The sequence below is a fragment of the Kribbella sp. WER1 genome, assembly GCF_054189145.1.
In genome coordinates this window covers 4,312,651-4,337,658 of the sequence record NZ_CM135186.1, presented here as the reverse complement: position 1 = coordinate 4,337,658, position 25,008 = coordinate 4,312,651, and the positions used below count along the sequence as shown (strand labels likewise).

The window sequence follows — 25,008 nt, the reverse complement described above, 5'->3', positions numbered from 1 at the left end:
CCCCGTTTTGTGTGATCACACAACTACAGCGATTTGAGCGCAAGGAAGATGTCGACCCGGTCCTCCAGGGTCGACAGATCGCGGCCGGTCAGTTGCTCAACGCGTTCGATCCGGTAGCGAACGGTGTTGACGTGCAGGTGCAGCGACTCCGCCGTCCGTGTCCACGAACACGAGCAGGCGAGGAAGGCCTGCAGCGTGGTCAGCAGGTCGGCGTGGGTCCGCCGGTCGTGGTCGAGGACCGCTCCGAGGACACGGTTGCTGTACGTACGCCGTACGTCGTCGGGCAGCGTGGCGAGCAGCAGGACGTGCGACGCGACCTCGTCCGACGTGACGACCGAGACCGGAGCGCGGGCCGCCCCGGCCGCGCGCTGGGCGAACCGGGCCTCCTCGAGCGCGCCGGCGAGCGCGTCGATCGAGGTCTCGCCGCTGATCCCGACCGCGAGGTGCGCCCGGTTGAGCCCCGGAGCGAGCCGCCCGAACGCCCGCCGGAGGTGCTCCGGGAGCTCCGGTGTGAAGGGCAGGAAACCGACGAGCAACCCGTCGCGGCCGGGCGCGACGACCGCCGGTCCCACCGTCAGCGCGACGTCCTCGAGCAGCGTCAGCGCGACCTCGCTGGGGCCGTGGTCGCTGCCGTCGTCGCGGAGGCGGGCGACCGCGACCACCGTCGGTCGTTCCGAGTGTGCGCCCGCCTGCCGCAGACGCGCGGCGACCTCGGTCTGTGGCGCGCCGGACTCGACGAGCGCCAGCGCGTCCGCGACCAGCGGGCGGAGCGCCCGGCGCCCCTCGTCGCGACGGGCGCGATCGAGGGCGGCGATCGCGCACAGCTCGTGCACTGCCTCGACGTGGTCGTGCGACCAGGTCGTGTGGTCACCGTCGATCGCCAGGAACCACGCCGTCAGCCGGTTCCCGAACCCAGACCCAACCGGAAACAAGCTGTACGCGCCTCCCGCGCCTGCCGCGCCTCCCGCGCCGGCGGCGACTGCCGGCATGCGGTCCGCGGTGAGGAAGCGGCGGGTGATTGCGTCGACCGTGTCGGGGTCGAGCTCGCCGGGACCCGGTACGACGTGCCGCCCGGTCGGCGTCAGGACCCGGCAGTCGTGCCCGATCTCGGCGGAGATCCGGGCCGCGAGCTCGTCCAGGCTGCGCCCGGCGGCGATCGACGACAGCAACTGCCGCTGCCGTACCAGGCTGGCCGACAGCCGCGCGCCGGTCTCCGCCGACCCGGCCGCCGCGACGTACTCCGTGACGTCCGCGAACGCGACCTCGATCGGCACCTCGACCAGCGTCATCTGATGCCGCCGGCACGCCGCCAGGAGATCCTCCGGTACGTCGCCCAGTTGCGCCTTGCCCGCGAGGATCGTGGTCGCCCCGCGGGCCGCGACCGACGCCACGAACACCTCGCTGTCCTCGGGCTGCCGCCGCCAGACGAGCCCGGTCAGCACCACCTCGCCGCCGCTCAGGTACCGCCCCGGCTCCAGCAGGTCGGTCGTCACCAGCCGTCCGATCGGGCGGTCCAGTACGCCGCCCGCGGAGTACAGCAGGCGGAGCCCGAGCTCGGGCGCGTCGAGCAGTTCGGCAAGCAGCACGGCGTACCTCCTTTAGAGGAACGTACAACGCGCGCGTACGCGGGGACAGCCCTCATATAGGACGGCCGGACGCTTGACGGCCCCGATCCGTCGTCTTATCGTCTTTTCGCAGAACAGAAATCAAGTTCCACAATGCGGAAACTGGAGTCGGGATGAGTCACCAGCTGCGGTACACGGTGAACTGTTCGTTGCTCTTCACCGAGCTGCCCCTGCTCGAGCGGCCCGCGGCCGCCCGGCGGGCCGGGTTCAGCGCGGTCGAGTTCTGGTGGCCGTTCGTCGAGGCCGTCCCGCCGGACCGGCAGGTCGACGCGTTCGTCACCGCGGTCACCGACGCCGGCGTCCAGCTCACCGGCCTGAACTTCTTCGCCGGCGACATGCCCGGCGGCGACCGCGGGCTGGTGTCCTGGCCGAAGCGGTCCGGCGAGTTCCGCGACAACATCGACGTCGCGGTCGGCATCGGCGAGCGGCTCGGCGCGCAGGGCTTCAACGCCCTGTACGGCAACCGCGTCGACGGCGCCACCGAGCAGGAGCAGGCCGACCTCGCGGTCGAGAACCTCGGGCTGGCCGCCCAGGCCGCCGCGCGGATCGGTGCCGCCGTCCTGGTCGAGCCGGTGAGCGGGGCGCCGCGGTACCCGCTCAAGCTCGCCGCCGACGCGCTCGCCGTGATCGACCGGGTCCAGCAGGCGTACGACGTACAGAACGTCGGGCTGCTCGCGGATCTGTACCACCTCGCGGTCAACGGCGACGACGTCGACAGGGTGATCGCCGAGCACACCGACCGGGTCGCGCACGTCCAGGTCGCCGACGACCCGGGCCGCAACGAACCCGGAACCGGCACGCTCCCGCTCGACCACCAGCTCGGCGCCCTCGAGGCGAACGGCTACAGCAGCTGGGTCGGGCTCGAGTACAAGCCGTCCACCACCTCAGAAGCAAGCTTCGGCTGGCTCCCGTTCGAGCGCCGCTGACTTCCCCCTAGGAGACGACATGACGAACATCGCCTTCATCGGCCTCGGCATCATGGGTAACCCGATGGCCGTCCATCTCGCCAACGCCGGGCACTCCGTGACCGGCGTCGACCACAGCCCGGAGCGCGCCGCCGCGCTGATCGAGGCCGGCGGCCGGTCCGTCTCCTCGATCGCGGAGGCGGTCAAGGGCGCCGACGTGATCTGCGTGATGGTGCCGGACTCGCCGGACGTCCAGGACGTCCTCGAAGGCGAGAACGGCGTCTTCCAGAACGCCGACACCGGCGCGCTGATCATCGACTTCTCCAGCATCCGCCCGGACGTCACCCAGCAGCTCGCCGAGCAGGCCCGCGCGCTCGGCTTCCGGCTGCTCGACGCCCCGGTCTCCGGCGGCGAGGCGGGCGCCAAGAACGCCGTCCTGTCGATCATGGTCGGCGGCGAGGCGGACGACTTCGCGCAGGCCAAGCCGGTGTTCGACGCGGTCGGCAAGACCGTCGTGCACGTCGGCCCGAGCGGCTCCGGCCAGACCGTGAAGGCCGCCAACCAGCTGATCGTGGCCGCGAACATCCAGGCGGTCGCCGAGGCGGTCGTGTTCCTGGAGGCGTACGGCGTCGACACCAAGGCCGCGCTGGAGGTCCTCGGCGGCGGGCTCGCCGGGTCGACCGTGCTGAACCAGAAGAAGGAGAACATGCTGTCGCGCTCCTTCGAGCCCGGGTTCCGGATCGACCTGCACCACAAGGACATGGGCATCGTCACCGCCGCCGCGCGGGAGGCGGGCGTCGTCGTACCGCTGGGTGCCCTGGTGGCGCAACTGGTCGCGTCCGCCCGCGCGAACGGCGACGGCAAACTCGACCACTCCGCGCTGCTCCGCGGCGTCGAGCGGCTGTCCGGGAAGGACCTCGACTGATGGCACGCATGCGGGCGGTGGACGCCGCCGTACTGATCCTGGAGAAGGAAGGCTCGACGCAGGCCTTCGGGCTGCCGGGGGCCGCGATCAACCCGTTCTACAGCGCGATCCGCGCGCACGGCGGGATCAAGCACGTCCTCGCCCGGCACGTCGAGGCCGCGTCGCACATGGCCGAGGGCTACACCCGGGCGAAGGCCGGCAACATCGGCGTCTGCATCGGTACGTCGGGACCGGCCGGCACCGACATGATCACCGGGCTGTACTCCGCCTCCGCCGACTCGATCCCGATCCTGTGCATCACCGGGCAGGCGCCGGTCGCGAAGCTGCACAAGGAGGACTTCCAGGCCGTCGACATCTCCGCGATCGCGAAGCCGGTCGCGAAGTGGGCGGTCACCGTGATGGAGGCCGCGCAGGTCCCGGGCACGTTCCAGAAGGCGTTCCAGGTGATGCGCGAAGGCCGTCCCGGCCCGGTGCTGATCGACCTGCCGATCGACGTCCAGCTGGCCGAGATCGACTTCGACATCGAGACGTACGAGCCGCTTCCGGTCTCCCGTCCCGCGGCCACCCGGGCGCAGGCGGAGAAGGTGCTCGACCTGCTCGCGGCCGCGGAGCACCCGCTGATCGTCGCCGGCGGCGGCATCATCAACGCCGACGCGGCCGACCTGCTGGTCGAGTTCGCCGAGCTGACCGGCGTCCCCGTCGTACCGACGTTGATGGGCTGGGGTGCGATCGCCGACGACCACCCGCTGAGCGCGGGCATGGTCGGGCTGCAGACCTCGCACCGGTACGGGAACGCGACGCTGCTCGCGTCCGACCTGGTCCTCGGGATCGGCAACCGGTGGGCGAACCGGCACACCGGCGGGCTGGACGTGTACCGCGGTGAGCGCAAGTTCATCCACGTCGACATCGAGCCGACCCAGATCGGGCGGGTGTTCGCGCCGGACTACGGCGTGGTGTCGGACGCGCGCGCCGCGCTGGAGGTGTTCGTCGAGGTCGCCCGTGAGCGGGCCGGGTCGCTGCCGGACCGTACGGCGTGGGCCGCGGAGTGCCGGGAACGCCGTACGACACTGCAGCGGAAGACGCACTTCGACGCGGTGCCGATCAAGCCGCAGCGGGTGTACGAGGAAATGAACCGCGCGTTCGGGCCGGACGTCCGGTACGTGTCGACGATCGGGCTGTCGCAGATCCAGGCCGCGCAGATGCTGCACGTGTACCGGCCGCGGCACTGGATCAACGCCGGCCAGGCCGGGCCGCTCGGCTGGACCGTACCGGCCACGCTCGGGGTCGCCACCGCGGACCCGGAGAGCACCGTCGTCGCGCTGTCGGGCGACTACGACTTCCAGTTCCTGATCGAGGAGCTCGCGGTCGGGGCGCAGTTCAACATCCCGTACATCCACGTGGTGGTGAACAACTCGTACCTCGGCCTGATCCGGCAGGCGCAGCGGAACTTCGACATGGACTACTGCGTGCAGCTGTCCTTCGACAACATCAACAGCCCCGAGGTCGGCGGGTACGGCGTCGACCATGTGAAGGTCGTCGAAGGCCTCGGCTGCAAGGCGCTGCGGGTGTCCGAGCCGGACGGGATCCTGCCGGCCCTCGAACAGGCCAAGAAGCTGATGGTCGAGCACCGGGTCCCGGTCGTCGTCGAGGTCATCCTGGAACGCGTCACGAACGTGTCGATGGGCGTCGAGATCGACAACGTGATCGAGTTCGAGGACCTGGCGATCGACCCGGAGGACGCGCCGACCGCTCTCGCCCTGCTGGACTGATGGGTACGGCGTCGTTCGAGGGGTTCGGCCTGCGGATGGTCGTCGCCTCGGACAAGTTCAAAGGCACCCTCACCAGCGCGGAGGTCGCGGAGGCGATCACCACCGGGGTACGACGAGTCTGCCCCGACGCCACCGTGACCTCCGTCCCGGTAGCCGACGGCGGCGACGGCACCCTGTCCGCTGCCGTCGCCGCCGGCTACACCCTGTTCCCGGTCACCGCCACCGGCCCCACGGGCGAACCGGTCCACACCGCCTACGCCCGCCGCGGCGAGACCGCCGTCGTGGAACTGGCCGACGTCTCAGGTCTCGTCCGCCTCCCCGACGCGGTCCCCGCCCCGCTCACGGCAACGTCGTACGGCACCGGCGAGGTAATAGGTGCAGCCGTGGACGCGGGGTGCACCCGGATCATCCTCGGCATCGGCGGAAGCGCCTCCACGGACGGCGGGCGCGGCATGATCGACGCGCTCACGGGGCGACCCTGTCGGCTTTCCGGAAACAAGTCGGCGCTCCGCGACGAAAAACTTCCGGAAAGCGGTGCTGACGTCCTTCGCGAACGGCTCGCCGGCGTGCAGATCGTGGTCGCGTGCGACGTCGACAACCCGCTGACCGGCCCGCAGGGTGCGGCGGCTGTTTACGGGCCACAGAAAGGTGCGACGCCGCAGCAGGTGGTGCAGTTGGATGCGGCGCTGTGCGAATGGGCTGATGTAGTGGCTCGCGAGACCGGGCGTGACCTCCGGGACGCGCCGGGTGCGGGCGCGGCGGGTGGGGTCGGGTTCGCGGCGATTGCGCTGCTCGGTGCTGAGCTTCGGCCAGGGATCGACCTGGTGCTGGAGATGGTGCGGTTCAGCGAGAAGCTCGCCGGTGCGGACCTGGTGGTCACCGGCGAAGGCGCCCTCGACGAACAAACCCTCCACGGAAAGGCCGTCGCAGGAGTGGCAGCCGCCGCACGCGGATCCACCGCGACCCCCGGGGCGAGGTCCGCCGGAGGTGTTCATGTTGTTGCTGTTTGTGGGGTGAACAAACTGGCGACGGAGCAGCTCCGGGAGATCGGCGTCACGGCGGCGTACGCGCTCACCGACGTGGACCCCGACGTACAAAGGTGTATCGCCGAGCCCCGTCCCCTGCTGGAAGAGCTCGGGGAACGCATCGCGGTGGAGCACCTTACGATGACACGGAGAGAGAAAGGCATCGCATGAACGCTCTGGATCTCGTGATCAGGTGCCGCCGGGTCGTGCGCGGTGGTGCCGAACAGGCCGCGGCTGTTGGCGTGCGGGACGGGCGGATCGTCGCGATCTCGCCGTACGACGCAGACCTCGACGCCGCGACCGACCTCCGCCTGGCCGACGACGAAGTACTCCTGCCAGGGCTCGTCGACTCCCACGTGCACGTGAACGACCCGGGCCGCACCGACTGGGAGGGCTTCACCTCCGCAACGAAGGCCGCGGCGGCCGGCGGCGTGACGACCATCGTCGACATGCCGCTGAACAGCATCCCGCCGACCTGCGACGTCCCGGCGCTCACGCTCAAACGCAAAACCGCGGAGACCCAGGCGTACGTCGACGTCGGCTTCTGGGGTGGCTCGATCCCGGGCAACGTCCCGGATCTCCGCCCGCTGCACGACGCCGGCGTGTTCGGCTACAAATGCTTCCTGCTGCACTCGGGCGTCGACGAGTTCCCGCCCCTCGACCCGGCCCAGCTCGCCGAAGCGATGCGCGAGATCGCGAGCTTCGACGGCCTGCTGATCGTGCACGCCGAGGACGCGCACCGGATCGACGAGGCGGCCCAGCCCGACGGCGCCAGCTACGCCGCCTTCCTCGGTTCCCGCCCCCGTACGGCGGAGAACGAGGCTGTCCAGCACGTCATCGACCTGGCCCGCGAGACCGGCTGCCGCGTCCATATCCTGCACGTCTCCAGCGCCGAGGTCCTCCCGCTGCTCGCGAAGGCCCGCGCCGACGGCGTACGGATCTCCGCCGAGACCTGCCCGCACTACCTGAGCTTCGACGCGGAGGACATCCCGGACGGCGCGACGCAGTACAAGTGCTGCCCGCCGATCCGCGAGGCCGCGAACCGCGAGCTGCTCTGGGACGGCCTGCGCGACGGCACCATCGACCAGATCGTGTCCGACCATTCGCCGTCGACGATCGACCTGAAGCACCTGGACACCGGCGACTTCGGCACCGCCTGGGGCGGGATCGCGTCCCTCCAGCTCGGCCTGTCCGCGATCTGGACCGAGGCCCGCACCCGCGGCTTCACCCTGCCGGACGTGATCCGCTGGATGGCCGAGGCCCCGGCCGCGCAGACCGGCCTCACGACGAAGGGCCGGATCGAGGTCGGGTACGACGCCGACCTCTGCGTGCTCGCCCCGGACGCGACGTTCACCGTCGACGCGCAGCGACTCCAGCACAAGAACGCCATCACGCCGTACGACGGCCGCACGCTGTCCGGGGTCGTCCGCGGCACCTGGCTGCACGGCGTACCCGTCGACATCACCGCCGACCCGCGCGGCCGCCTGCTGACCCGAGGAGAACGATGAGCTTCTACGCCCCGAAAGGCGGGCTGCCCGCGCAGACCGACCTGACCACCGACCGCGCCGTCTTCACCGAGGCGTACGCCGTGGTGCCGCGCGGCACGATGCGGGACATCACGACCAGCCGGCTGCCGTTCTGGGACGACACCCGGCTGTGGGTGATCGCGCGGCCGCTGTCCGGGTTCGCGGAGACGTTCGCGCAGTACATCGTCGAGGTCGCACCGGGCGGCGGCAGTGACCGGCCGGAGACCGACCCGGGCGCCGAGGTTGTACTGTTTGTTGTCTCAGGCAACATCGTGCTGACGGTCGCGGGCGAGAAGCACGCGCTGACCGAGGGCGGCTACGCGTACCTCCCGCCGGGCGGCGACTGGACCGTCCGGAACACCAGCGACGCGCCGGCCACGTTCCACCTGGTGCGGAAGGCGTACGAGCGGGTCGACGGGATCGACGTACCGCCGGCGCTGGTCACCAACGAGGCGGACGTCGCGGGCCGGGAGATGCCGGACACGAACGGCGCCTGGCAGACGCAGCGGTTCGTGGACCCGGACGACGTACGTCATGACATGCACGTGAACATCGTGACGTTCGAGCCGGGCGGGGTGATCCCTTTCCCGGAGACGCACGTGATGGAGCACGGGCTGTACGTCCTCGAGGGCAAGGCGATCTACCTGCTGAACAAGGACTGGGTCGAGGTCCAGGAGGGCGACTTCATGTGGCTCCGGGCGTTCTGCCCGCAGGCCTGCTACGCCGGCGGCCCCGGCCGCTTCCGGTACCTGCTCTACAAGGACGTGAACCGGCACCCGAAGCTCACCTTGTGAGCTCCTTCCGGAAGTAGATCCGGCTGACCCCGTCCGCGCTCGGAACCCGGCCGAACTCGACCCATCCGTGCCGGGCGTAGAAGTTCGGTGCCTGGAAGCTGATCGTGTACAGGACCCCGCTGACGCACCCACGCCGCCGCGCCTCGGCCTCGGCCTCCGCGAGGATCCTGCTGCCGAGGCCGGCGCCGCGCAGCTCGTCCGGCAGGTAGAGCAGGTCGACGAACCACAGGCCGAGCGACGTACGCCCGGTCAGCCCGCCCAGCGTCGCGCCGGTGGCCGGGTCCTTGATCAGCACCGCCAGCGGGCGACGGTCCTGGACGCCGGACGCTTCGACGTTGAACTTGTCCAGGCCGTCGGAGACCGCTGCCTCGTCGGCCTCGGTCGGGATCTCGGTGAGCACGACGTCGAGGTTCACGGTGCTGGACGCTAACCGGGCCCACCGACAGTTCTCAGCCCGAGACGCGGACCGGGCGGGCCGGGGCGGCCAGGGGGTCGGTGATCAGGCGGGCGTGGCGTTCGACGTCGTACCGGGTGCCGTCGAACGCGAGTCGCTGCCGCTCGACCCCTTCCGGGAGGAAGCCGGCGCCCCCGGCGACCGCGCAGGACGCCGGGTTGTCGAGCTGGTGGCCGAGCTCGAGGCGGTACAGCCCGGCCTCGTGATGGGCCCACTGCGCGAGCGCCCGGAGCGCGTCCCGGGCGACGCCGTGGCCGCGGACGTCGGCGAGCGTCCAGTACCAGGTCCAGCCGACCCGGTGCCGGTCGATGTTCGTCACCGCCACGCAACCGATCGGGTGATCGTCGGCGTCCGCGACGGCGTACACGTGCCCGTTGTCCAGGTCCGCGACGCGGCCGATCCAGTCGACCGCGGACGCCCGGTCCACGATGCCCCCCTGGTTCGCCATCGCCGGATCGTCGTGCGCCGCCGCCAACCGCAGCGCGTCACCAGTCCGCCACCGCCGGAGCCCGAGCTCCCCGAGCGCGTATCCCATCTGTCGAAAATACCCCCGCCGCCGAGTCACCATCCGGCGCACGGCGCGTTCACCCCCAGTTCAACCCGGCCCCACCACAGATCGCGACCAGTACGCCGAGCACCTCGACCAGCCGGTCGCCGAGCGGGATCTTCCCGCCGTACGCCCAGTACGTCGTCTCCTGGTCGAAGTTGAACGTCAGCCCGCGTCCCGTCCCCAGGCACAGCCCGGCCCCGATCAACCCACCGAGCACCAGGCCGAGTGGGACCGCCGTCGACGATGGCGTTGCGGTTGTCGCGATCACCAGTGCGACCAGGTAGCCCACGCCGGTGAAGATCAGGCAGCGCCCGCGTGCGTGTGCGGTCAGGCGGAGGACGGCGACGCCGGCCGGCCACGCGACATACGCGGCGAGGAGAACAATGCGCGGCACTGGTAGAGGATAAGGCGCATGGGATATCTGGATTTCAGGGATCAGGTCGTGGTGGTGACCGGGGCGAGCAGCGGGATCGGGGCCGCCGCGGCGGTCGGGTTCGCGGAGACCGGGGCGACGGTCGCGCTGCACTACCACCGCAACGAGGACGGGGCGAAGCACACGGTCGGGGCCGTGCAGACCGCGGGCGGTACGGCGACACTGCACCAGGCGGATCTGGCCGACCCGAAGGCGGCCGACGCGTTCGTCGACGAGGTCCTCGCCGAGCACGGGCGGATCGACGTACTCGTGAACAACGCCGGCGACCTGGTGCACCGGTCCCCGATCGCCGACGTACCGGACGAGGAGTTCCACCGGATCCTGGACGTCAACCTGACCTCGGTGTTCGCGCTCAGCCGGCGGATCGTGCCGGTGTTCAAGCAGCAGGGCGGCGGGTCGATCGTCAACGTCACGTCGATCGCCGGGCGGACCGGCGGCGCCGGCGGGTCGGTGGTGTACGCGACCTCGAAGGGCGCGGTCAGTACGTTCACCCGCGGACTCGCGAAGGAGCTGGCGCCGGACGGGATCCGGGTGAACGCGATCGCGCCGGGCGTGATCAAGACGCCGTTCCACGACCGGCATACCGCCGACGCACAGATGCAGGCGATGCTCGCGACGATCCCGATGGCCCGGACCGGTACGCCGCACGAGTGCGTCGGGACGATCCTGTTCCTCGCGTCGGAGCGGATGGCGTCGTACGTCACGGGCCAGATCATCGAGATCAACGGTGGCCAGCTCACGCCGTAGCCTCTTCAGAGGCTCTTGCCAGTAAGGGTTGATGGTTTCGCCAGGCTGGCTGGCTAGCTTCGTGGATGTCGCAAGCAGTTGATCGCGGCAACAACCGACACGAAGGAGAATCTCATGAGCCTGAAGAAGCTTGCCCCGCTCCCCAAGAAGCACCAGGCCCCGAAGCCGGGTGCCTGCCACAAGAAGCCGGCCAAGAAGGCGCCGCGCCGCCGGCCGATCGCACGCTAGTTCCCTGACGGTGGGGCCTGCTGTTTCCGCAGGCCCCACCGGCGTGTCCGAGGGGAGACGGTGATGACGATCCGGCAGGCGTTCGCGCGGTTCTGGCCGCTGACCCGCGGCGACCGGCGATGGTACGTCCTGGTGTGTTGCTGCGTGATCGCGGCGGCGGTCTGCGAGACGGTCGCGATCCTGATCTTCGGGAACCTGACCGATCACGCACTCGAGCAGGGTTCGCTGCGCGCGTTCTGGCATCCGGCGAGCGCGTGGCTCGCGGTCGCGGTGCTCGGCGCGATCATCGGGTACTTCGGGAACTCGCTGGCGTTCTGGAGCGGCGAGCGGTTCGTACGGCGGCTGCGGGCGCACGTGTTCGGGCACGTGCAGGGGCTGCCGCCGGACTTCTTCCAGCGGTACCGGCGGGGCGATCTGGTCGAGCGGCTGAGCGGCGACGTCGAGGCGATCGAGCAGCTCGTGGTCTCGTCGACGATCGGGGTGCTGTCGGCGGTGTTCCGCGTCGTACTGTTCTCGGCCGCGGCGTTCTGGTTGCGGTGGGACCTCGCGCTGGTCACGTTCGTCCTGGCACCGTTGTTGTGGCTGGCGGCGAAGGTGTTCTCCGGCCCGATCCGGCGGTTCGCGCGCTCGGAGCGGGTCGCGGACGGGGCGATCACGTCGGTGCTGGAGGAATCGCTGGGCGCCGTCGAGCTGACCCAGGCGTACAACCGGACGGCGGCCGAGGAACGCCGGCTCGACCGAGAGGCGGTCGCGTGGATGCGGGCGTCGGTGAACGGCGCGCGCCGGAGCGAGCTGTACGAGCAGGTTGTCGAAGTACTGGAGACGCTGTGCGTGCTCGCGGTGATCGGGTTCGGCGTGTGGGAGATCTCGCGCGGACGGATGACGCTCGGGGCGCTGCTGTCGTTCGCGGCGTTCCTCGGGTACTTGTATCCGCCGTTGCGGAGCCTCGGCGAACTCAACCTGACCGCGACCGCCGCCACCGCCGCGACCGAACGGCTCGAGGAGTTGCTGTCCGCCTCGCCGACGGTGCGCGATCCGGAACGCCCGGTCGAACTCGCGACGGTGCGCGGGCGGGTCGAGTTCGACCGGGTGAGCTTCCGCTACCGGGATGTCGGCGTACTGTCGGACTTCGAGCTGACCGTGGAGCCCGGCGAGTTCGTCGTACTCACCGGCCCGAGCGGCATCGGCAAGTCGACCCTCGCGAAGCTCCTCCTCCGCTTCCACGACCCGTCCACCGGCGAGATCCGCCTCGACGGCGTACCCCTCACCTCCCTGCCGGTACGCCGCGTCCGCGAGATCGTCACGCTAGTCGCGCAACACCCCGTCGTCCTCCCCGGCACCATCCGCACAAACCTCACCTATGGCAACCCCGACGCCGCCCCCGCCGAACTCGTCAAAGCCGCCCGGGCGGCCCAAGTCCACGCCTTCATCACCGCCCTCCCAGACGGCTACGACACCCCACTGTCCCCGTCATCCCCCACCCTCTCCGGCGGCCAACTCAAACGCCTGACCCTGGCCAGAGCCCTCCTCCGCAACACCCCGGTCCTCATCCTCGACGAACCCACCACCGGCCTCGACCCCACCACCGCCCACACCCTCATCCAGTCCCTCCCCCAAACCTCCACCAAACTCCTCATAACCCACGACACTTCCCTCACCCAGTACGCCGACCGCACCGTGGACCTCACCACAACAACAGCAGCCGGACTGCTCACAGCGGCCCGTGATCTCTGACGTCCGCATACTTGTCCGCATGGCAGACGTGACGGTCGAGCTGCACCGCTCGGGGTTCGCGGAGTGGCCCTACGAGGTCGCGTTCGGCCTGTCCGAGCACACGCTGTGGGGCTTCGTGCTCTTCCCGATTGCGTTTCTGGTGAGCCTTCTGGCCCATCTTCTGGTCTACCGCGGCGGGTGGACGCTGCACGTCTACACAGAGCACAGCCACACCAAGGTGCGGTATCGGCGGAAGGCCGATGCGCTCGCGGACATTCCCCGGCAAAAGGCTCTGGCGGCTGCTGTTCCGCCGCCAGAGCCCGTCCGCCTGCCTACGCGCGGAGGTTCACTGCGTCGGCCGTGGTGATCAGCGGGACAGCGTTCGGTAGCGGTGGGCGGAGAGGGGTAGGAAGATTGCGGTCAGGAGGAGCGGGGCGATGATGGCCGCGACTCCTGCGTGCTCTCCGATCCAGGTTGCTGTGCTGGATGGGTCCGGGTTGCCGAACAGGGCGCGGGACGCGGTGGCTGTTGCGGAGAGCGGGTTCCACTGGGCGATCGTGCCCAGCCAGGCCGGCATCGTTGACGTGGCGACGAACGTGCTGGACAGGAAGCCGATCGGCCAGACCAGGACCTGCACCATCGTCACGCTCTGGGCGTTCTTCACCGACAGGCCGATGAAGATCCCGACCCACAGCAACGCGAACCGGAGCAGCAGGAGAAGGCCGAACGCCGCCAGCGCCGACGGCAAGCCTTCGTGCCACCGCCACCCGAGCGCGAGCCCGGTCGCGACCAGCACCGCCAGCGTCACCACCGAGTCGAGCAGGTCCGCGATGCACCGCCCGAGCACGACCGCCGCCGAGCTCATCGGCAGCGAGCGGAAGCGGTCGGTCACCCCCTTCGACACGTCCGTCGCGACCGCCGTCATCGTGCCCTCGAGCCCGAAGAGCATCGCCAGCGCGAAGATCCCCGGCACGAGCAGCTCGTAGTACGACGCCTCCGTCGCCATCGCCCCGCCGAGCAGCCCGCCGAACAGCAGCAGCATCAACACCGGGAAGAACCACGTGAACACCACCAGCCCGGGCTGCATCCGCCAGTGCAGGAAGGTCCGCCGCGCGATCGTCCAGCTGTCCGCGAACACCCACATCATGCGGCCACCGCCGCCCCGGTCAGGTGCAGGAACACCTCGTCCAGCGTCGGCCTCCGCAACGTGATGTCCTCCGGTTCGATCCTTGCCTCATGCAACGAGTTCGCCATCACCACCAGCGCTTTCGTCCGGTCCTTCACCGGAATACTGACCCGTACGTCGGTCACCGCCACCTCCCCGTCCGCGAGCGGCCCGGCCAGCGCCACGACCCGCGGTACGTCGGCCGGGTCCGCGAGCACCAGCTCCAACCGGTCCGACCCGAGCTGCGTCTTCAGCTCGTCGGGTGTCCCCTCCGCGACCACCTGTCCCGCCTTCAGCATCGAGATCCGGTTCGCCAGCTGATCCGCCTCCTCCAGGTACTGCGTCGTCAGCAACACCGTCGTACCGCCGTCGACCAGTTGCCGTACGGCGTTCCACACCTCGATCCGCCCGGCCGGGTCGAGCCCGGTCGTCGGCTCGTCCACGAACAGCACGCGCGGCGCCACGATCAGGCTGGCGGCGAGGTCGAGCCGCCGGCGCATCCCGCCGGAGTACTTGCTCACCGCCTGCCCGGCCGCCTCGACCAGCCCGAACCTCTCGAGCAGTTCGTCCGCCCGGGCCTTCGCGTTCCGCAGGTGGTTGAGCCGCCCGAACATCACCAGGTTCTGCCGCCCGGTGAGTACCTCGTCGACGGCGGCGTACTGCCCGACCAGGCCGATCCGCCGCCGTACCTCCGCTCCTTGCCGGCGGACGTCGTACCCCGCGATCGCCGCCGTACCGGAATCCAGCTCGAGCAGCGTGGACAGGATCCGCACCGCCGTCGTCTTGCCTGCGCCGTTCGGGCCGAGCAGCCCGGTCACGGTGCCGGCCGTGACCTCCAGGTCGAAGCCGTTCAACCCCGCGCCCTCCGTGCCGCCGCGGTAGTTCTTCCGTACGCCGGCGGCCTCGATCACTCGCTCCGTCGTCACTTCCCCACCTCTCGAATCCGTGAGCCGTAGAGTGTACCGTACATTGTACGGCTCAGGTACGATTCCTCCAACGACAAGCGCTGGAGGAAGGTTCCGAGTGGCGGGAAGAAAGGCAGCGGCGCCCGATCCGGCGCGCAGTCTGGCGCTGCTCTGGGGCAGCCACACGAAGCCGGGCCGGTCCGGGCTGACGGTCCGCGCGATCGTCGCGGCGGCGATCGAGCTTGCGGACGTCTCCGGGCTGGACGCGCTCTCGATGCGGATGGTCGCCGACCGGCTGAAGGTCGGCACGATGTCGCTCTACACGCACGTCCCCGGCAAGGGCGAGTTGACCGACCTGATGTTCGACCAGGCGTACGTCGACCTGTACGCGGACGTGGAGCCAAGGGAGCAAGGCGGCTGGCGCCCTGCCCTGGAGTTCATCGCCCGCCGAAACTGGGACGTACTGACCGCGCACCCGTGGATCCACGACGTACCCACGATGCGCACCGCGCTCGGCCCGAACATCACCCGCAAGTACGAGATCGAACTCCGCCCGCTGGACGGCCTGGGTCTCACCGACGTCGAGATGGACTCAGCCCTGACGCTGGTCCTCACTCACGTCCAGGGCACCGCCCGAGCCGGCGCCGAACAACTCCGCACCCAACGCGACTCCGGCCTGACCGACGAGGAGTGGTGGCGCCAAATCTCCCCCACGCTCACCACAGTCATGACCGGCACCAACTTCCCCCTCGCCGGCCGCGTAGGCACCGCCGTAGGCGAACACTTCCAGTCCGCGCTCGACCCGTCCCACGCCCTCAACTTCGGCCTAACCACCATCCTCGACGGCCTCGCGAAGCTTGTTGCGGCGCGCGCGGAGGAGGATCAGGCCGGTTAGGGTCGCAACGGACCCGGCGATCGACCAGCTCCAGATCCCCGCGTGGTTCGGCCCGACGCCCGCCTCCCGCGACCACACGTCCCGTCCGTCGACGGCGTACTGCACGATGATCCGGTCGCCGTTGCGCGGCGCGGGGTCGTCGGAGAAGTCGTGCGTCGACGAGTCCAGGGTGCTGCCGTCAGGCAGTTCGATCCGCAGGTGGACGACCGGACCGCCCTTCGTCAGCCGATCGACATCCGTCACGACGGCCGGAGCCGTTGGTGCACCGGCCAGTTGCTGGTTCTCGTAGTTGTCGAAGTAGGCGATGACGAACGCCAGTACGGCCCACGCGAAGAACCCGAGCGCCCAGCGCCTCGCGACCACCCACTTCCACACGGGAGCGATCATCCCGTGTGGATCAGCTGTTGAGTAGGTCCTCGAAGGGGGTTGGGTTTTCGAAGGGGTCGGTCTGGGTTGGGCGCTCGTGCTGGAGGGCGGCGACCAGTTCGGTCGCGGCCTGGGTGATGCGGGGGCGGAGGGTGCCGGCGTTCGGTCCCCAGTCGGTCGATGCGGCGTACACGGCGGTGGGGACGGGGAGGGCCTTGAGGTAGGCGAAGAGGGGGCGAAGGGCGAACTCGAGCACCAGCGAGTGGCGCTCCGTACCGCCCGTCGCGGCGAGCAGGACCGGCTTGCCGGCCAGTGCCTTGTCGTCGAGGACGTCGAAGAACATCTTGAACAGGCCGGAGTACGACGCGCTGAAGGTCGGGCTGACCACGATCAACGCGTCGGCGGCCGTGACCGTGTCGAGGACCTCGCGAAGCTTTGCCGGTGGGAAGCCCGTCAGCAGGTTGTCGGTGAGCTCGTGGGCGTGGTCGCGTACCTCGATCAGTTCGATCCGGGTGTCGATGCCGCGTCCGGAGAACTCGTCGCGGACCGCCTCGGCCAGCTGGTCGGCGAGCAGCCGGGACGACGACGGCGTCGTCAGCCCAGCTGTCACCACTGCGATGGTCTTGGTGTTCATTCGATCGTCTCCAGCTCACGGGCCCGCTCGGCGGCGGCCTTCAGCGAGGCGTGCGTCGGCGCGTCCGGTACGTGCGCGGGCTTCAGCGCAGCGAACTCCTTCCGCAGTACCGGAACGACCTCCTCGCCCAGGATGTCCAGCTGCTCCAGCACGGTCTTCAACGGCAACCCGGCGTGGTCCATCAGGAACAGCTGCCGCTGGTAGTCACCGACGCTCTCCCGGAAGCTCAGCGTCCGCTCGATCACTTCCTGCGGGCTGCCGACCGTCAACGGTGTCTCCCGGCTGAAGTCCTCGAGCGACGGACCATGCCCGTACACCGGCGCGTTGTCGAAGTACGGCCGGAACTCCCGTACGGCGTCCTGCGAGTTCTTCCGCATGAAGACCTGACCGCCGAGCCCGACGATCGCCTGGTCCGCGGCCCCGTGCCCGTAGTGCTCGAAGCGCGTGCGGTAGAGCTCGATCATCCGCTGGGTGTGCGACATCGGCCAGAAGATGTTGTTGTGGAAGAACCCGTCCCCGTAGTACGCCGCCTGCTCGGCGATCTCGGGCGACCGGATCGACCCGTGCCAGACGAACGGCGGTACGTCGTCCAGCGGCCGCGGCGTCGCGGTGAACCCCTGCAACGGCGTCCGGAACTTGCCCTCCCAGTCGACCACGTCCTCCCGCCAGAGCCGGCGGAGCAGCGCGTAGTTCTCGATCGCGAGCCCGATCCCGTTCCGGATGTCCTGCCCGAACCACGGGTACACCGGCCCGGTGTTGCCGCGTCCCATCATCAGATCCACGCGGCCGTCGGCCAGGTGCTGCAGCATCGCGTAGTCCTCGGCGATCTTCACCGGGTCGTTGGTGGTGATCAGGGTCGTCGAGGTGGACAGGATGATCTTCGACGTCTGCGCGGCGACGTACGCCAGCTGCGTGGTCGGCGACGACGGCACGAACGGCGGGTTGTGGTGCTCACCCTGCGCGAACACGTCCAGCCCGACCTCTTCCGCCTTGAGCGCGATCCGCACCATCGCCTTGATCCGCTCGCCCTCGGACACCGTGGTCCCGGTGGTCGGGTCCTCGGTCACGTCCCCGACGCTGAAAACGCCGAACTGCATCCGTCCTCCTCAAGTAGTTCACGATTAAACTATCAGAACATCAGGCAGGGGCGCGACATTCCGCGGACCCCAGCCACTCGGCAAACAGCAACGCCGACCCCGGGGCGCGCCTGCGCGCGGTGGGATCGGCGTTGCTTCGGCGGTTTGGTGAGTGCCGGCGGTCCGCCCTCAGAGCGAGTGCGGTGTGAGCAGCTCGTCGTCCCCGGTGAGCGCCGCCGCGATCCGGCGATGCTTGCCGGCTTCGTCGGGCCGGGACAGCCGCTCCAGGGTGCGAGCCATCATCAGGTGGGCGTAGTACTCGGTCGGCTCGCGTTCGATGACCGCGAGCAGCTGCTCCTCGGCGGGCTTGAGAAGTGCGGCGTGGTAGTAGGCGCGCGCCAGCAGCAACCGGGTCCCGACGTCCTCAGGCGTCTCGTCGACAACCGGCTGCAGCGCGCGGATCGCGCCGCGGTAATCACGCTCCTCGAAGTACTGCTGCCCGAGGCCGTAGCTCAACGCGCGCATATCTTCCATGCGCCCCTCAACACCGATCCACCGACAGCAATTCCGCAGGTCAGATCCCGTGGTACTCGATCACGGACCCAGCCGAACGGACGTCGACCTGCCAGGTCTGCCGTCGGAACGCGAGCACGATCCCGGCGAGCGTCACGCTACTGATGACTGCCGCACCGCCGACCAGCCCCACATCATCGGTGAGCCCACCGGCCACGACCAGCCCGAGCCCGGCGACCACCGCGCCGACCGTCAAGACGATCGCCGCCGTGCGGCTCTGCCAGACCCAGCGGCTACTCCGATCGACCTCGGCGTTCAGCCCGGTCGCGAAAGCACTCAGCTCGCCGTCCGAAGGGGCGAGTTCAACGATCTGCTGGACCGCCCGGCGTGCCAGTTCGAGCTGCCGCTCGCTGGCGATCAGCCGCACCTGGTACGAGGTGACGGCGAGTGATGCCTCGGTCATCCGCCGGATGGACCGAGCCAGCCGCACCCGAAGTTCACCGTCGTCCGGTCGAGCGAGCAGTTCCTGGTGCAGCCGGGCGACCTCGGCAGCGGGATCCTCAGCCATTGGTGACGCCCTTCACGGATTGGTGGCGTTGTAGGCGGTGGTGTACACGGCTTTCATGGCCGGCCAGTTGGTGACCAGGGCAGACGCGTACAGGACGTAGTCGTTGCCGCCGGTCCGCCAGTACACGGACTCGACGTGCTTGCGGCCGTCGGCGGTGTCGAACTCGAACTCCCAGCTGACGGACTCGTGCGTCCGCCAGGTACCGGGTCGGAGACCGATCAACTGATATCCGGGGTACTTCGCGCTGAAGCCGCGCTCCGCGTCCTGCATCACCTCGGCGAGCGGCCTGCTCGGCGACGGTGAGCCGCCGTATCGCAGGAAGCTGGTCGGTTGCGCCGGATCGGCCGCCTGCGCGTCAGTCCCACCGGAGCGGACCGCTGCCGACCAGCCCTGTGGAATCTTGGTCGTGATGCCTCCGGGGCCGGAGACATCCTGGACGTCGCCCGGGGTGCTTGCCGGTGGTGTGCTTGCCGGCGCACTCGATGACGGGTTCGTCGGCTCGGAGGTGTCGCTCGGCGTCGGTGTCGGCGCTGGTAACGTCGAGGTGGTCGGTGTACCCGCCGGGGTCTTCGGCTCTGCGGCTGTGGCTGAGTCACCAGTCGACCGCAGCAGAAGCAGACTGGTCCCGACCAGACCGCACAGGACCAGGTTGGCGGCGAACGCGATCACCGCCAGCTTGCGAGTGCCGATTCCGCGTCGGCTCATTGTGCCGGCGTGAACTTGATTGCGCCCTGCACGACAGTGACCGTCCCGGCGACCGCGAACGAGGTCGGGTCGTTGACCGGATATCCGCCGTACCCGACGCCGGTCAGCGTCACTTTGCCGTCCGCGGAGCTTTCGGCGACGACATTGCCGTCATCGGCCAACCGAAGCTCGATCGTGGGGTAGGTGTCGAGCCGCCAGACCGGGTGGGTGACGTCGCTGTTGATCGAGAACGGGCAGTTGCTGTCCGCCCTGGTCGCAGCGGTCAGACAGCCCTTCAGGTACGCCTTGACCTGAGCGTCGACGGCGGACTTCGCCGTGGCCTTGATCTGCGGAACCAGGTCGGCGGTGCGGTTGCCGAAGGCCGCGTCAACCGTGATCGGACTGCCGCCGAGCAACGGGTTGTCGACCAGACCGACGACGTACCGGCCCGGGAGCACCTCCAGGTGGCGTGACGACCCGTCCGTGGCGGGCAGTGTTTGGCCGTTCACCTGTACGCCGACCGGCACTGGGGTGTTGACGTCGATCGACGGCCGATCACCGGTGAGCTCCCAACCGCGGAACAGCCCCCAGGTGAGCGTGTCCTTGTGCCGCAGTCCGACCTCGCCACTCACCTTGTTGTCGCCGATCATGAAGCTGACCTTGGCGGTTCGCTGGTCCTTCTTGCCTTCGATCTTGTCGACCTTGAGGCTGGTCGGCGGGACGTATTGCTCCGAGCCGACCAGGCTGCCGGCCGTCGCGTCGCCGTTCTCGCTGTACGTGGCCGCCTTTTGGGCATCGCGGCGGGCAAGGGCTGCGTAGTACCCGTTGACGACCGACTCCGGGGTGAACCAGATTCGTTGCACCACGACGGTCGCGGCACTGAGGACGACGACCACCGCGATGATCAGCGCGGCGATCAACGTTCCGCGCGGCGTCGGTTTCCACGGCTCGACGAACGGGCCGGCCGGCCGGGTGTGTTCCATGGTTTGCACCGTCACGTCTCCTTGGGCGGCGATACTGCGGTACTGCGTACTTGGTCGACGGCGTCGTGTGCCGTACGGCGTGCCTCGTTGAGGTACTCGTCGCGCTTGGCTTGCCGGGCTGCCATGATCTGGTTGTGGTGGGCAACAGGTGGCTCGTGCCGACAGGTCGCGAGCTCACGCCAGGCCTGGGCCGACCGCCGCAGTTCGTTGTGCCAGCGAACGCCGTCGATCGGGTTCACCGCGGCCGACATCACCCACCGGTGCCAGTACCAGAACATCGTCAGCTCGGTGCGAAGCCCTTCATGCGCCGGCCAGCACGGAGGCAACATCACCCAGGGCGCGTAGGCATCCTCGAGCCAACCCACCCAGCTCGCGAGCCCGTCCCAGGACGTTGCCCGAACCTCTTCACTCAACCCGTCCCAAACCCAGGGCGGCGCCCCAGACGCCATCGTCACTCCCTCCCCATGCCGCTGTCGCCAGAACTCTCGTAGTCGCCCCCGCTGGAACTCTCGTAGTCACTGTCGTACGAGGAGTCCCCACCCCCATACCCTTCGTCCCCCGCATCGGACTGCATGGAGTCCGCAACCCGCGCATCATCAGAGGCGGCCTGCTCCTCGTAACCGCCACCGCCTTCAACCCGTGCATCAGCCCCGGCGTCCGCTCCCGCATCCGCGTCGACACCGCCACCATCACCCGCCTCGACCCCACCGCCCCCTCCACTCTCTGCTCCAGCGTCGGCCTCTGCTCCAGCGTCGACATCCGCCCCAGCGTCAGCCTCCGCCCCAGCGTCGACATCCGTACCCACCTCAGCCCCGTCCTCAGCCTCAACCCCCGACCCAGCCGCAGCATCCGCTCCGGTCTCGGTCTCGGTCTCGGTGTCTGAGCCAGCGTCCGCGTCTGCGGTGGTGCCTGCGTCGGCGTCGTCCTTGGTATCGGCGTCGTCCTTGGCGTCGGCGTCGTCCTTGGCGTCGGCGTCGTCCTTGGTATCGGCGTCGTCCTTGGTATCGGCGTCGTCCTTGGCGTCGGCGTCGTCCTTGGCGTCGGCGTCGTCCTTGGTATCGGCGTCGTCCTTGGCGTCGGCGTCGTCCTTGGTATCGGCGTCGTCCTTGGCGTCGGCGTCGTCCTTGGTATCGGCGTCGTCCTTGGCGTCGGCGTCGTCCTTGGTATCGGCGTCGTCCTTGGCGTCGGCGTCGTCCTTGGCGTCGGCGTCGTCCTTGGTATCGGCGTCGTCCTTGGCGTCGGCGTCGTCCTTGGCGTCGGCGTCGTCCTTGGCGTCGGCGTCGTCCTTGGTATCGGCGTCGTCCTTGGTATCGGCGTCGTCCTTGGTATCGGCGTCGTCCTTGGCGTCGGCGTCGTCCTTGGCGTCGGCGTCGTCCTTGGCGTCGGCGTCGTCCTTGGCGTCGGCGTCGTCCTTGGCGTCGGCGTCGTCCTTGGTATCGGCGTCGTCCTTGGTATCGGCGTCGTCCTTGGCGTCGGCGTCGTCCTTGGCGTCGGCGTCGTCCTTGGCGTCGGCGTCGTCCTTGGCGTCGGCGTCGTCCTTGGCGTCGGCGTCGTCCTTGGTATCGGCGTCGTCCTTGGTATCGGCGTCGTCCTTGGCGTCGGCGTCGTCCTTGGTATCGGCGTCGTCCTTGGTATCGGCGTCGTCCTTGGTATCGGCGTCGTGGGCGGTGGTCTCCTCCTCTTCGAGGTCTGTGGTGGTGTCTTCGTCGGGGTCGGTGAGCGGGTCCCGTTGTTGGGAGCTCTCGTTCTCCGCAGTCTCGCGGCCGACTTCCCGCTCCGCGGCTTCCCGCTCCGCGGCTTCCCGCTCCGCGGCTTCCTGCGCCTCGGCAGCCTTCCGCTGCCGAAGTTCTTCCTCTTCCGCCAGGACCCGATCGATGCTGGCTTGGCTAGCGGGATCGAGTGTCTCGGGCGGCTGCGGCGGACAGATCCGCTCATGGCCCGGCGGCGGTTCCATGTCTCCGTACCGCTCGGCCTGCAGTTGGCGTATCGCTAGCGTGCGGTCTGGGTTATCTGTTTGATCGGCGCGGTCCAGCTCATACAACAAATGGTTGTATGTGTCCTTGACCTCGAAGCTTTCCGGCGTATGGAACTGCACCTCGAACAGATGTTGGGCCTTGCCCTGCGGACCGACGATCGCCCAGGTCGAGTTGATACCGCGGTAGTCCGGTGTGTCCCAGCTGTTGCGGTCCTTGACCTTGACGAACCCCTGAGCTCGCAGGTTCTCGTAGCACGCAAGCACACCCTCGGTGTACTGCTCGCGAGGAAAGGTCAGCGTGTAGCGATTGAGGTCGTTCGTGGAGGTGGCTGCCGCGGGCGCCGTCTTCATTGCGTGGCGGCGGGCAACCTTGCTCCGAAACGACTCAAGACTCTTCAGGGAGTACCGAAGGCCCTCGAGATAGCTGTTGTGGCGGGCGGTGGCACGCCGAGCCGTCTCCAGTGCCTCGTCGAGTTCCTGCTGCCGATTGACAGCGCGGCGGTGAGCTTCCTCGACCGCCAGGTTCTCGTCGGCGTCGAGACGCAGATCGTCTTCGTGCCCCTTTCCCCTCCACGGTCCAGGACTCACAGCTCAGTGGCTCCGGTGATTCCGCGCGTTTCCTGGATGAGGCGCTCGGCGGTTTCGCGGTCGATGGGTTCGAGGTCAGGATGGTCGTGGGGGCCGGCGGCCTGGAAGTCTCGGATGTCCGGGGTTCGAACCCACGTGTTGTTGCGGCCGAAGCCCTCATCGATGTCGCCCTCGGGGCTCAGGAGTTTCCTGTAAACGAGAGTGTCTTCGTAGAGATCACCCTTCTCCGGGCTCAGGTACCAGACCCAGTAGCGGGCGAATCGCTGGCGGTCGTTGAGCAGGACCTGCACCTGCTCGGTGGAGATCGGGATGAGAAGGTCGGGGTGCGGTACGTAGGCGTTGCCGCTCGGTCGCCACGTCATGTCGACTGTCGACAGGTACTCGAGCTCGTCTCCGCGACGCCGCCACAACCCGCTGGGCCGGTCGACAGTTTCCTTGCCGGCCTTCGAGACGCGGGCGAGGTACTCGTAGCCGTCATCGATGCTCATCTGGGTAGCCCTTCGTCTGCGTGATCTCGTGGAAGGCGTCGGCTGGTGCAGTCGACCGCCGACAGGTGCTCGTGGTCGTCGGGCTCATGGGGTGAAGCCCCTTAGTTGGCTGAATTCTTGGATGGCGCCGGCTGGGCGGGCTTCTACCTGGAAGGGGGGTTCGCTGCGCCAGAAGAGCCAGGCGTGGAAGGGCGGCAGCATCTGGATCGCGTTGACGGGGAGGGCGGGGCGGAAGATGTTGCTTACGGTGTGGTTCTGGCCGGTGAGAGCGGCGCCTACGCCGACGGCTCCGGAGGTGGGGGAAGCGCCGTACTGCGGGCCTAGTTGAGTGCTCGTGGTGGTTTGGCGTTCTTCGCCGGCCCAGGAGGAAATGTTGTGTAGGTCCTCGCCGTTGGACATGCCGCCGAAGATCAGTTTGGCGGTTGTGGCGGCCAGGATCGCCGCTTGTTCCTCGACGCCGTACCGGACGCGGAGCTGCGCCAGGCTCTGGGTCGCCCAGAGGGTCACGATGCCGCGACCGCCGCCCTCGCTGACGAGGGATGGCAGGCTCTGCAGGGGCGCGATGTTGGCGACCTCGTCGAGCGCGAGCAGGAGTGGCGGGTCCAGTCGGCCGCCCCTCTTGGCGGCGAGCTCGGCCGCGCGTTGGGCGATGCTGTCGACCAGGCCGGCCATCAGCGGCGCGATCGCCTGCTGCTGATGGGACGGCCCGATGATGAACAGCGACGACCGGCTGTCCAGGAATTCGTCGATGTCGAGCTCGTTGGCCGAGCACGAGTCCAGAACGGTCGGTTCGGACGTCGCCTCGAGCGTGTTCCGGGCGACCGAGTAGAAGCTGCCACGCTCGCGATCACCGAGCAGCTTGACCGCGTCGAGGTCGTCGGCCCACATCGCGCCCGGGCTCGACGACAACCGCAGGATCGCGGTGGGGTCGCGGGTCTCCTGTGCGGTGAGCCAACGCCGTACGACGGAGACCGGGAGGCCCTCCAGCGCCGCTGCATGGAAGTATGCGCGGAGGATCGCTGCCGCACCGCCGCGCCAGTGGTCGCCGTCCTGCACGCCTTGACCCGCGACGGCGGTCATCGCCGCGACCCGCCGGTAGCAGACCGACGGGTCCTCGCAGTCGGCCAAGGGCGACCACTTCATCGACAGCTCCGGGTACTCGCTGCCGAACGGATCGTAGACCTTGACGGATCCGCCGTACGGCGCGGCGAGTGCACGCCGGCGGTCGCCGGTGAAGGCAAGGATGTCGCCGCGTGTCGACGTACAGACGAGCGGCCCCTCCCACCACAGGACTGTCGGCACGATCAGCCCGGAGGTCTTGCCGTACCGCGGTGGACCGACGATGCCGACCGAGTCCTCGGGTGCGCTCCAGCAGCGCTTGTACCCACCGCGGGCGTCCCAACCGAGGAAGACCTGCCGGCGCGGCTCGACACCGAACGGCGGGATCTGCGGCCATGCCTGGCTCATCCGGAGA

Annotated in this window: 27 protein-coding genes; 10 read left to right on the top strand and 17 right to left on the bottom strand. The window is 69.1% G+C overall.

Going from position 1 to position 25,008, the window contains the following annotated elements; genetic code table 11:
• Positions 1-23: 23 nt before the first annotated feature.
• Positions 24-1,586: a PucR family transcriptional regulator gene (locus ACXJJ3_RS20825; protein WP_458163226.1), complete on the bottom strand. Its 1,563-nt coding sequence runs from the start codon at positions 1,584-1,586 to the stop codon at positions 24-26.
• A 152-nt stretch (positions 1,587-1,738) separates the two neighbouring features.
• Between ACXJJ3_RS20825 and ACXJJ3_RS20820 the strand changes: the two genes are divergently transcribed.
• Genes ACXJJ3_RS20820 through ACXJJ3_RS20795 form a run of 6 tightly spaced genes read left to right on the top strand, consistent with a single transcriptional unit; the run spans position 1,739 to position 8,569 of the window.
• Positions 1,739-2,551: a hydroxypyruvate isomerase family protein gene (locus tag ACXJJ3_RS20820; RefSeq protein WP_458163224.1), complete on the top strand. Its 813-nt coding sequence runs from the start codon at positions 1,739-1,741 to the stop codon at positions 2,549-2,551.
• A 19-nt stretch (positions 2,552-2,570) separates the two neighbouring features.
• Positions 2,571-3,455, top strand: coding sequence for a 2-hydroxy-3-oxopropionate reductase (locus ACXJJ3_RS20815; protein ID WP_458163222.1), 885 nt, complete (start codon positions 2,571-2,573; stop codon positions 3,453-3,455).
• Positions 3,455-5,224 (top strand): glyoxylate carboligase, encoded by a 1,770-nt coding sequence (gene gcl, locus ACXJJ3_RS20810; RefSeq protein WP_458163220.1) that lies wholly within the window; start codon positions 3,455-3,457, stop codon positions 5,222-5,224. Before ACXJJ3_RS20815 ends, gcl begins: the two co-directional genes overlap by 1 nt.
• Positions 5,224-6,420: a glycerate kinase gene (locus tag ACXJJ3_RS20805; protein WP_458163218.1), complete on the top strand. Its 1,197-nt coding sequence runs from the start codon at positions 5,224-5,226 to the stop codon at positions 6,418-6,420. The genes gcl and ACXJJ3_RS20805 overlap by 1 nt, the downstream gene beginning before the upstream one ends.
• Positions 6,417-7,757 carry an allantoinase AllB gene (gene allB, locus ACXJJ3_RS20800; protein ID WP_458163216.1) on the top strand — a complete coding sequence of 447 codons (1,341 nt, stop codon included), beginning with the start codon at positions 6,417-6,419 and terminating at the stop codon, positions 7,755-7,757. The genes ACXJJ3_RS20805 and allB overlap by 4 nt, the downstream gene beginning before the upstream one ends.
• Positions 7,754-8,569, top strand: coding sequence for a bifunctional allantoicase/(S)-ureidoglycine aminohydrolase (locus tag ACXJJ3_RS20795; RefSeq protein ID WP_458163214.1), 816 nt, complete (start codon positions 7,754-7,756; stop codon positions 8,567-8,569). Before allB ends, ACXJJ3_RS20795 begins: the two co-directional genes overlap by 4 nt.
• Here the strand turns inward: ACXJJ3_RS20795 and ACXJJ3_RS20790 are convergent.
• From ACXJJ3_RS20790 to ACXJJ3_RS20780, 3 genes are read right to left on the bottom strand one after another with little or no spacing between them, the layout of a single operon-like run.
• Positions 8,559-8,984 (bottom strand): GNAT family N-acetyltransferase, encoded by a 426-nt coding sequence (locus ACXJJ3_RS20790; RefSeq protein WP_458163212.1) that lies wholly within the window; start codon positions 8,982-8,984, stop codon positions 8,559-8,561. The genes ACXJJ3_RS20795 and ACXJJ3_RS20790 overlap by 11 nt on opposite strands.
• A 34-nt stretch (positions 8,985-9,018) precedes the next feature.
• A complete protein-coding gene (locus ACXJJ3_RS20785) occupies positions 9,019-9,558 on the bottom strand; it encodes a GNAT family N-acetyltransferase (RefSeq protein ID WP_458163210.1) in 540 nt (179 codons plus the stop codon).
• 49 nt (positions 9,559-9,607) lie between these two features.
• Positions 9,608-9,967: a hypothetical protein gene (locus tag ACXJJ3_RS20780; RefSeq protein ID WP_458163208.1), complete on the bottom strand. Its 360-nt coding sequence runs from the start codon at positions 9,965-9,967 to the stop codon at positions 9,608-9,610.
• A gap of 18 nt (positions 9,968-9,985) precedes the next feature.
• Between ACXJJ3_RS20780 and ACXJJ3_RS20775 the strand changes: the two genes are divergently transcribed.
• From ACXJJ3_RS20775 to ACXJJ3_RS20765, 3 genes are all read left to right on the top strand, one after another.
• On the top strand, positions 9,986-10,753 hold the full coding sequence (locus tag ACXJJ3_RS20775) for an SDR family NAD(P)-dependent oxidoreductase (RefSeq protein WP_458163206.1): 768 nt from the start codon (positions 9,986-9,988) through the stop codon (positions 10,751-10,753).
• Positions 10,754-11,044: 291 nt separating this feature from the next.
• Positions 11,045-12,715 (top strand): ABC transporter ATP-binding protein, encoded by a 1,671-nt coding sequence (locus ACXJJ3_RS20770; protein ID WP_458163204.1) that lies wholly within the window; start codon positions 11,045-11,047, stop codon positions 12,713-12,715.
• Positions 12,716-12,734: 19 nt separating this feature from the next.
• A complete protein-coding gene (locus ACXJJ3_RS20765; protein ID WP_458163202.1) occupies positions 12,735-13,061 on the top strand; it encodes a hypothetical protein in 327 nt (108 codons plus the stop codon).
• On the opposite strand, the gene ACXJJ3_RS20760 is transcribed toward ACXJJ3_RS20765, so the two are convergent.
• Positions 13,062-13,841, bottom strand: coding sequence for an ABC transporter permease (locus tag ACXJJ3_RS20760; protein ID WP_458163200.1), 780 nt, complete (start codon positions 13,839-13,841; stop codon positions 13,062-13,064).
• Positions 13,838-14,785 (bottom strand): ATP-binding cassette domain-containing protein, encoded by a 948-nt coding sequence (locus ACXJJ3_RS20755; protein ID WP_458163198.1) that lies wholly within the window; start codon positions 14,783-14,785, stop codon positions 13,838-13,840. Before ACXJJ3_RS20755 ends, ACXJJ3_RS20760 begins: the two co-directional genes overlap by 4 nt.
• A 97-nt stretch (positions 14,786-14,882) precedes the next feature.
• Here ACXJJ3_RS20755 and ACXJJ3_RS20750 point away from each other — a divergent pair, with 97 nt between their 5' ends.
• A complete protein-coding gene (locus tag ACXJJ3_RS20750; RefSeq protein ID WP_458163196.1) occupies positions 14,883-15,659 on the top strand; it encodes a TetR/AcrR family transcriptional regulator in 777 nt (258 codons plus the stop codon).
• Here ACXJJ3_RS20750 and ACXJJ3_RS20745 read toward each other — a convergent pair.
• The 11 genes from ACXJJ3_RS20745 to ACXJJ3_RS20695 all read right to left on the bottom strand — a co-directional run bounded on the left by ACXJJ3_RS20745 (position 15,591) and on the right by ACXJJ3_RS20695 (position 25,001).
• Positions 15,591-16,046 (bottom strand): hypothetical protein, encoded by a 456-nt coding sequence (locus ACXJJ3_RS20745; protein WP_458163194.1) that lies wholly within the window; start codon positions 16,044-16,046, stop codon positions 15,591-15,593. The genes ACXJJ3_RS20750 and ACXJJ3_RS20745 overlap by 69 nt on opposite strands.
• 10 nt (positions 16,047-16,056) lie before the next feature.
• The gene (locus ACXJJ3_RS20740; RefSeq protein ID WP_458163192.1) at positions 16,057-16,659 is read right to left on the bottom strand and encodes an FMN reductase; all 603 of its coding nucleotides are present in this window, start codon (positions 16,657-16,659) and stop codon (positions 16,057-16,059) included.
• Positions 16,656-17,756 (bottom strand): LLM class flavin-dependent oxidoreductase, encoded by a 1,101-nt coding sequence (locus ACXJJ3_RS20735; RefSeq protein WP_458163190.1) that lies wholly within the window; start codon positions 17,754-17,756, stop codon positions 16,656-16,658. The genes ACXJJ3_RS20740 and ACXJJ3_RS20735 overlap by 4 nt, the downstream gene beginning before the upstream one ends.
• Positions 17,757-17,924: 168 nt before the next feature.
• Positions 17,925-18,269, bottom strand: coding sequence for a tetratricopeptide repeat protein (locus ACXJJ3_RS20730; protein WP_458163188.1), 345 nt, complete (start codon positions 18,267-18,269; stop codon positions 17,925-17,927).
• A 40-nt stretch (positions 18,270-18,309) separates the two neighbouring features.
• Positions 18,310-18,816: a hypothetical protein gene (locus ACXJJ3_RS20725; RefSeq protein WP_458163186.1), complete on the bottom strand. Its 507-nt coding sequence runs from the start codon at positions 18,814-18,816 to the stop codon at positions 18,310-18,312.
• A 12-nt stretch (positions 18,817-18,828) separates the two neighbouring features.
• Positions 18,829-19,521: a hypothetical protein gene (locus ACXJJ3_RS20720; RefSeq protein ID WP_458163185.1), complete on the bottom strand. Its 693-nt coding sequence runs from the start codon at positions 19,519-19,521 to the stop codon at positions 18,829-18,831.
• The gene (locus ACXJJ3_RS20715) at positions 19,518-20,498 is read right to left on the bottom strand and encodes a hypothetical protein (protein ID WP_458163183.1); all 981 of its coding nucleotides are present in this window, start codon (positions 20,496-20,498) and stop codon (positions 19,518-19,520) included. The genes ACXJJ3_RS20720 and ACXJJ3_RS20715 overlap by 4 nt, the downstream gene beginning before the upstream one ends.
• Positions 20,495-20,932, bottom strand: a complete 438-nt coding sequence (locus ACXJJ3_RS20710; protein ID WP_458163181.1) for a hypothetical protein — start codon at positions 20,930-20,932, stop codon at positions 20,495-20,497. Before ACXJJ3_RS20710 ends, ACXJJ3_RS20715 begins: the two co-directional genes overlap by 4 nt.
• 2 nt (positions 20,933-20,934) lie before the next feature.
• Positions 20,935-23,046 (bottom strand): hypothetical protein, encoded by a 2,112-nt coding sequence (locus ACXJJ3_RS20705; RefSeq protein ID WP_458171858.1) that lies wholly within the window; start codon positions 23,044-23,046, stop codon positions 20,935-20,937.
• A complete protein-coding gene (locus ACXJJ3_RS20700) occupies positions 23,043-23,534 on the bottom strand; it encodes a hypothetical protein (protein WP_458171857.1) in 492 nt (163 codons plus the stop codon). Before ACXJJ3_RS20700 ends, ACXJJ3_RS20705 begins: the two co-directional genes overlap by 4 nt.
• A gap of 84 nt (positions 23,535-23,618) precedes the next feature.
• Entirely contained in the window at positions 23,619-25,001 is a 1,383-nt protein-coding gene (locus ACXJJ3_RS20695; RefSeq protein WP_458171855.1) for a type IV secretory system conjugative DNA transfer family protein, read from the bottom strand.
• Positions 25,002-25,008: the final 7 nt, after the last annotated feature.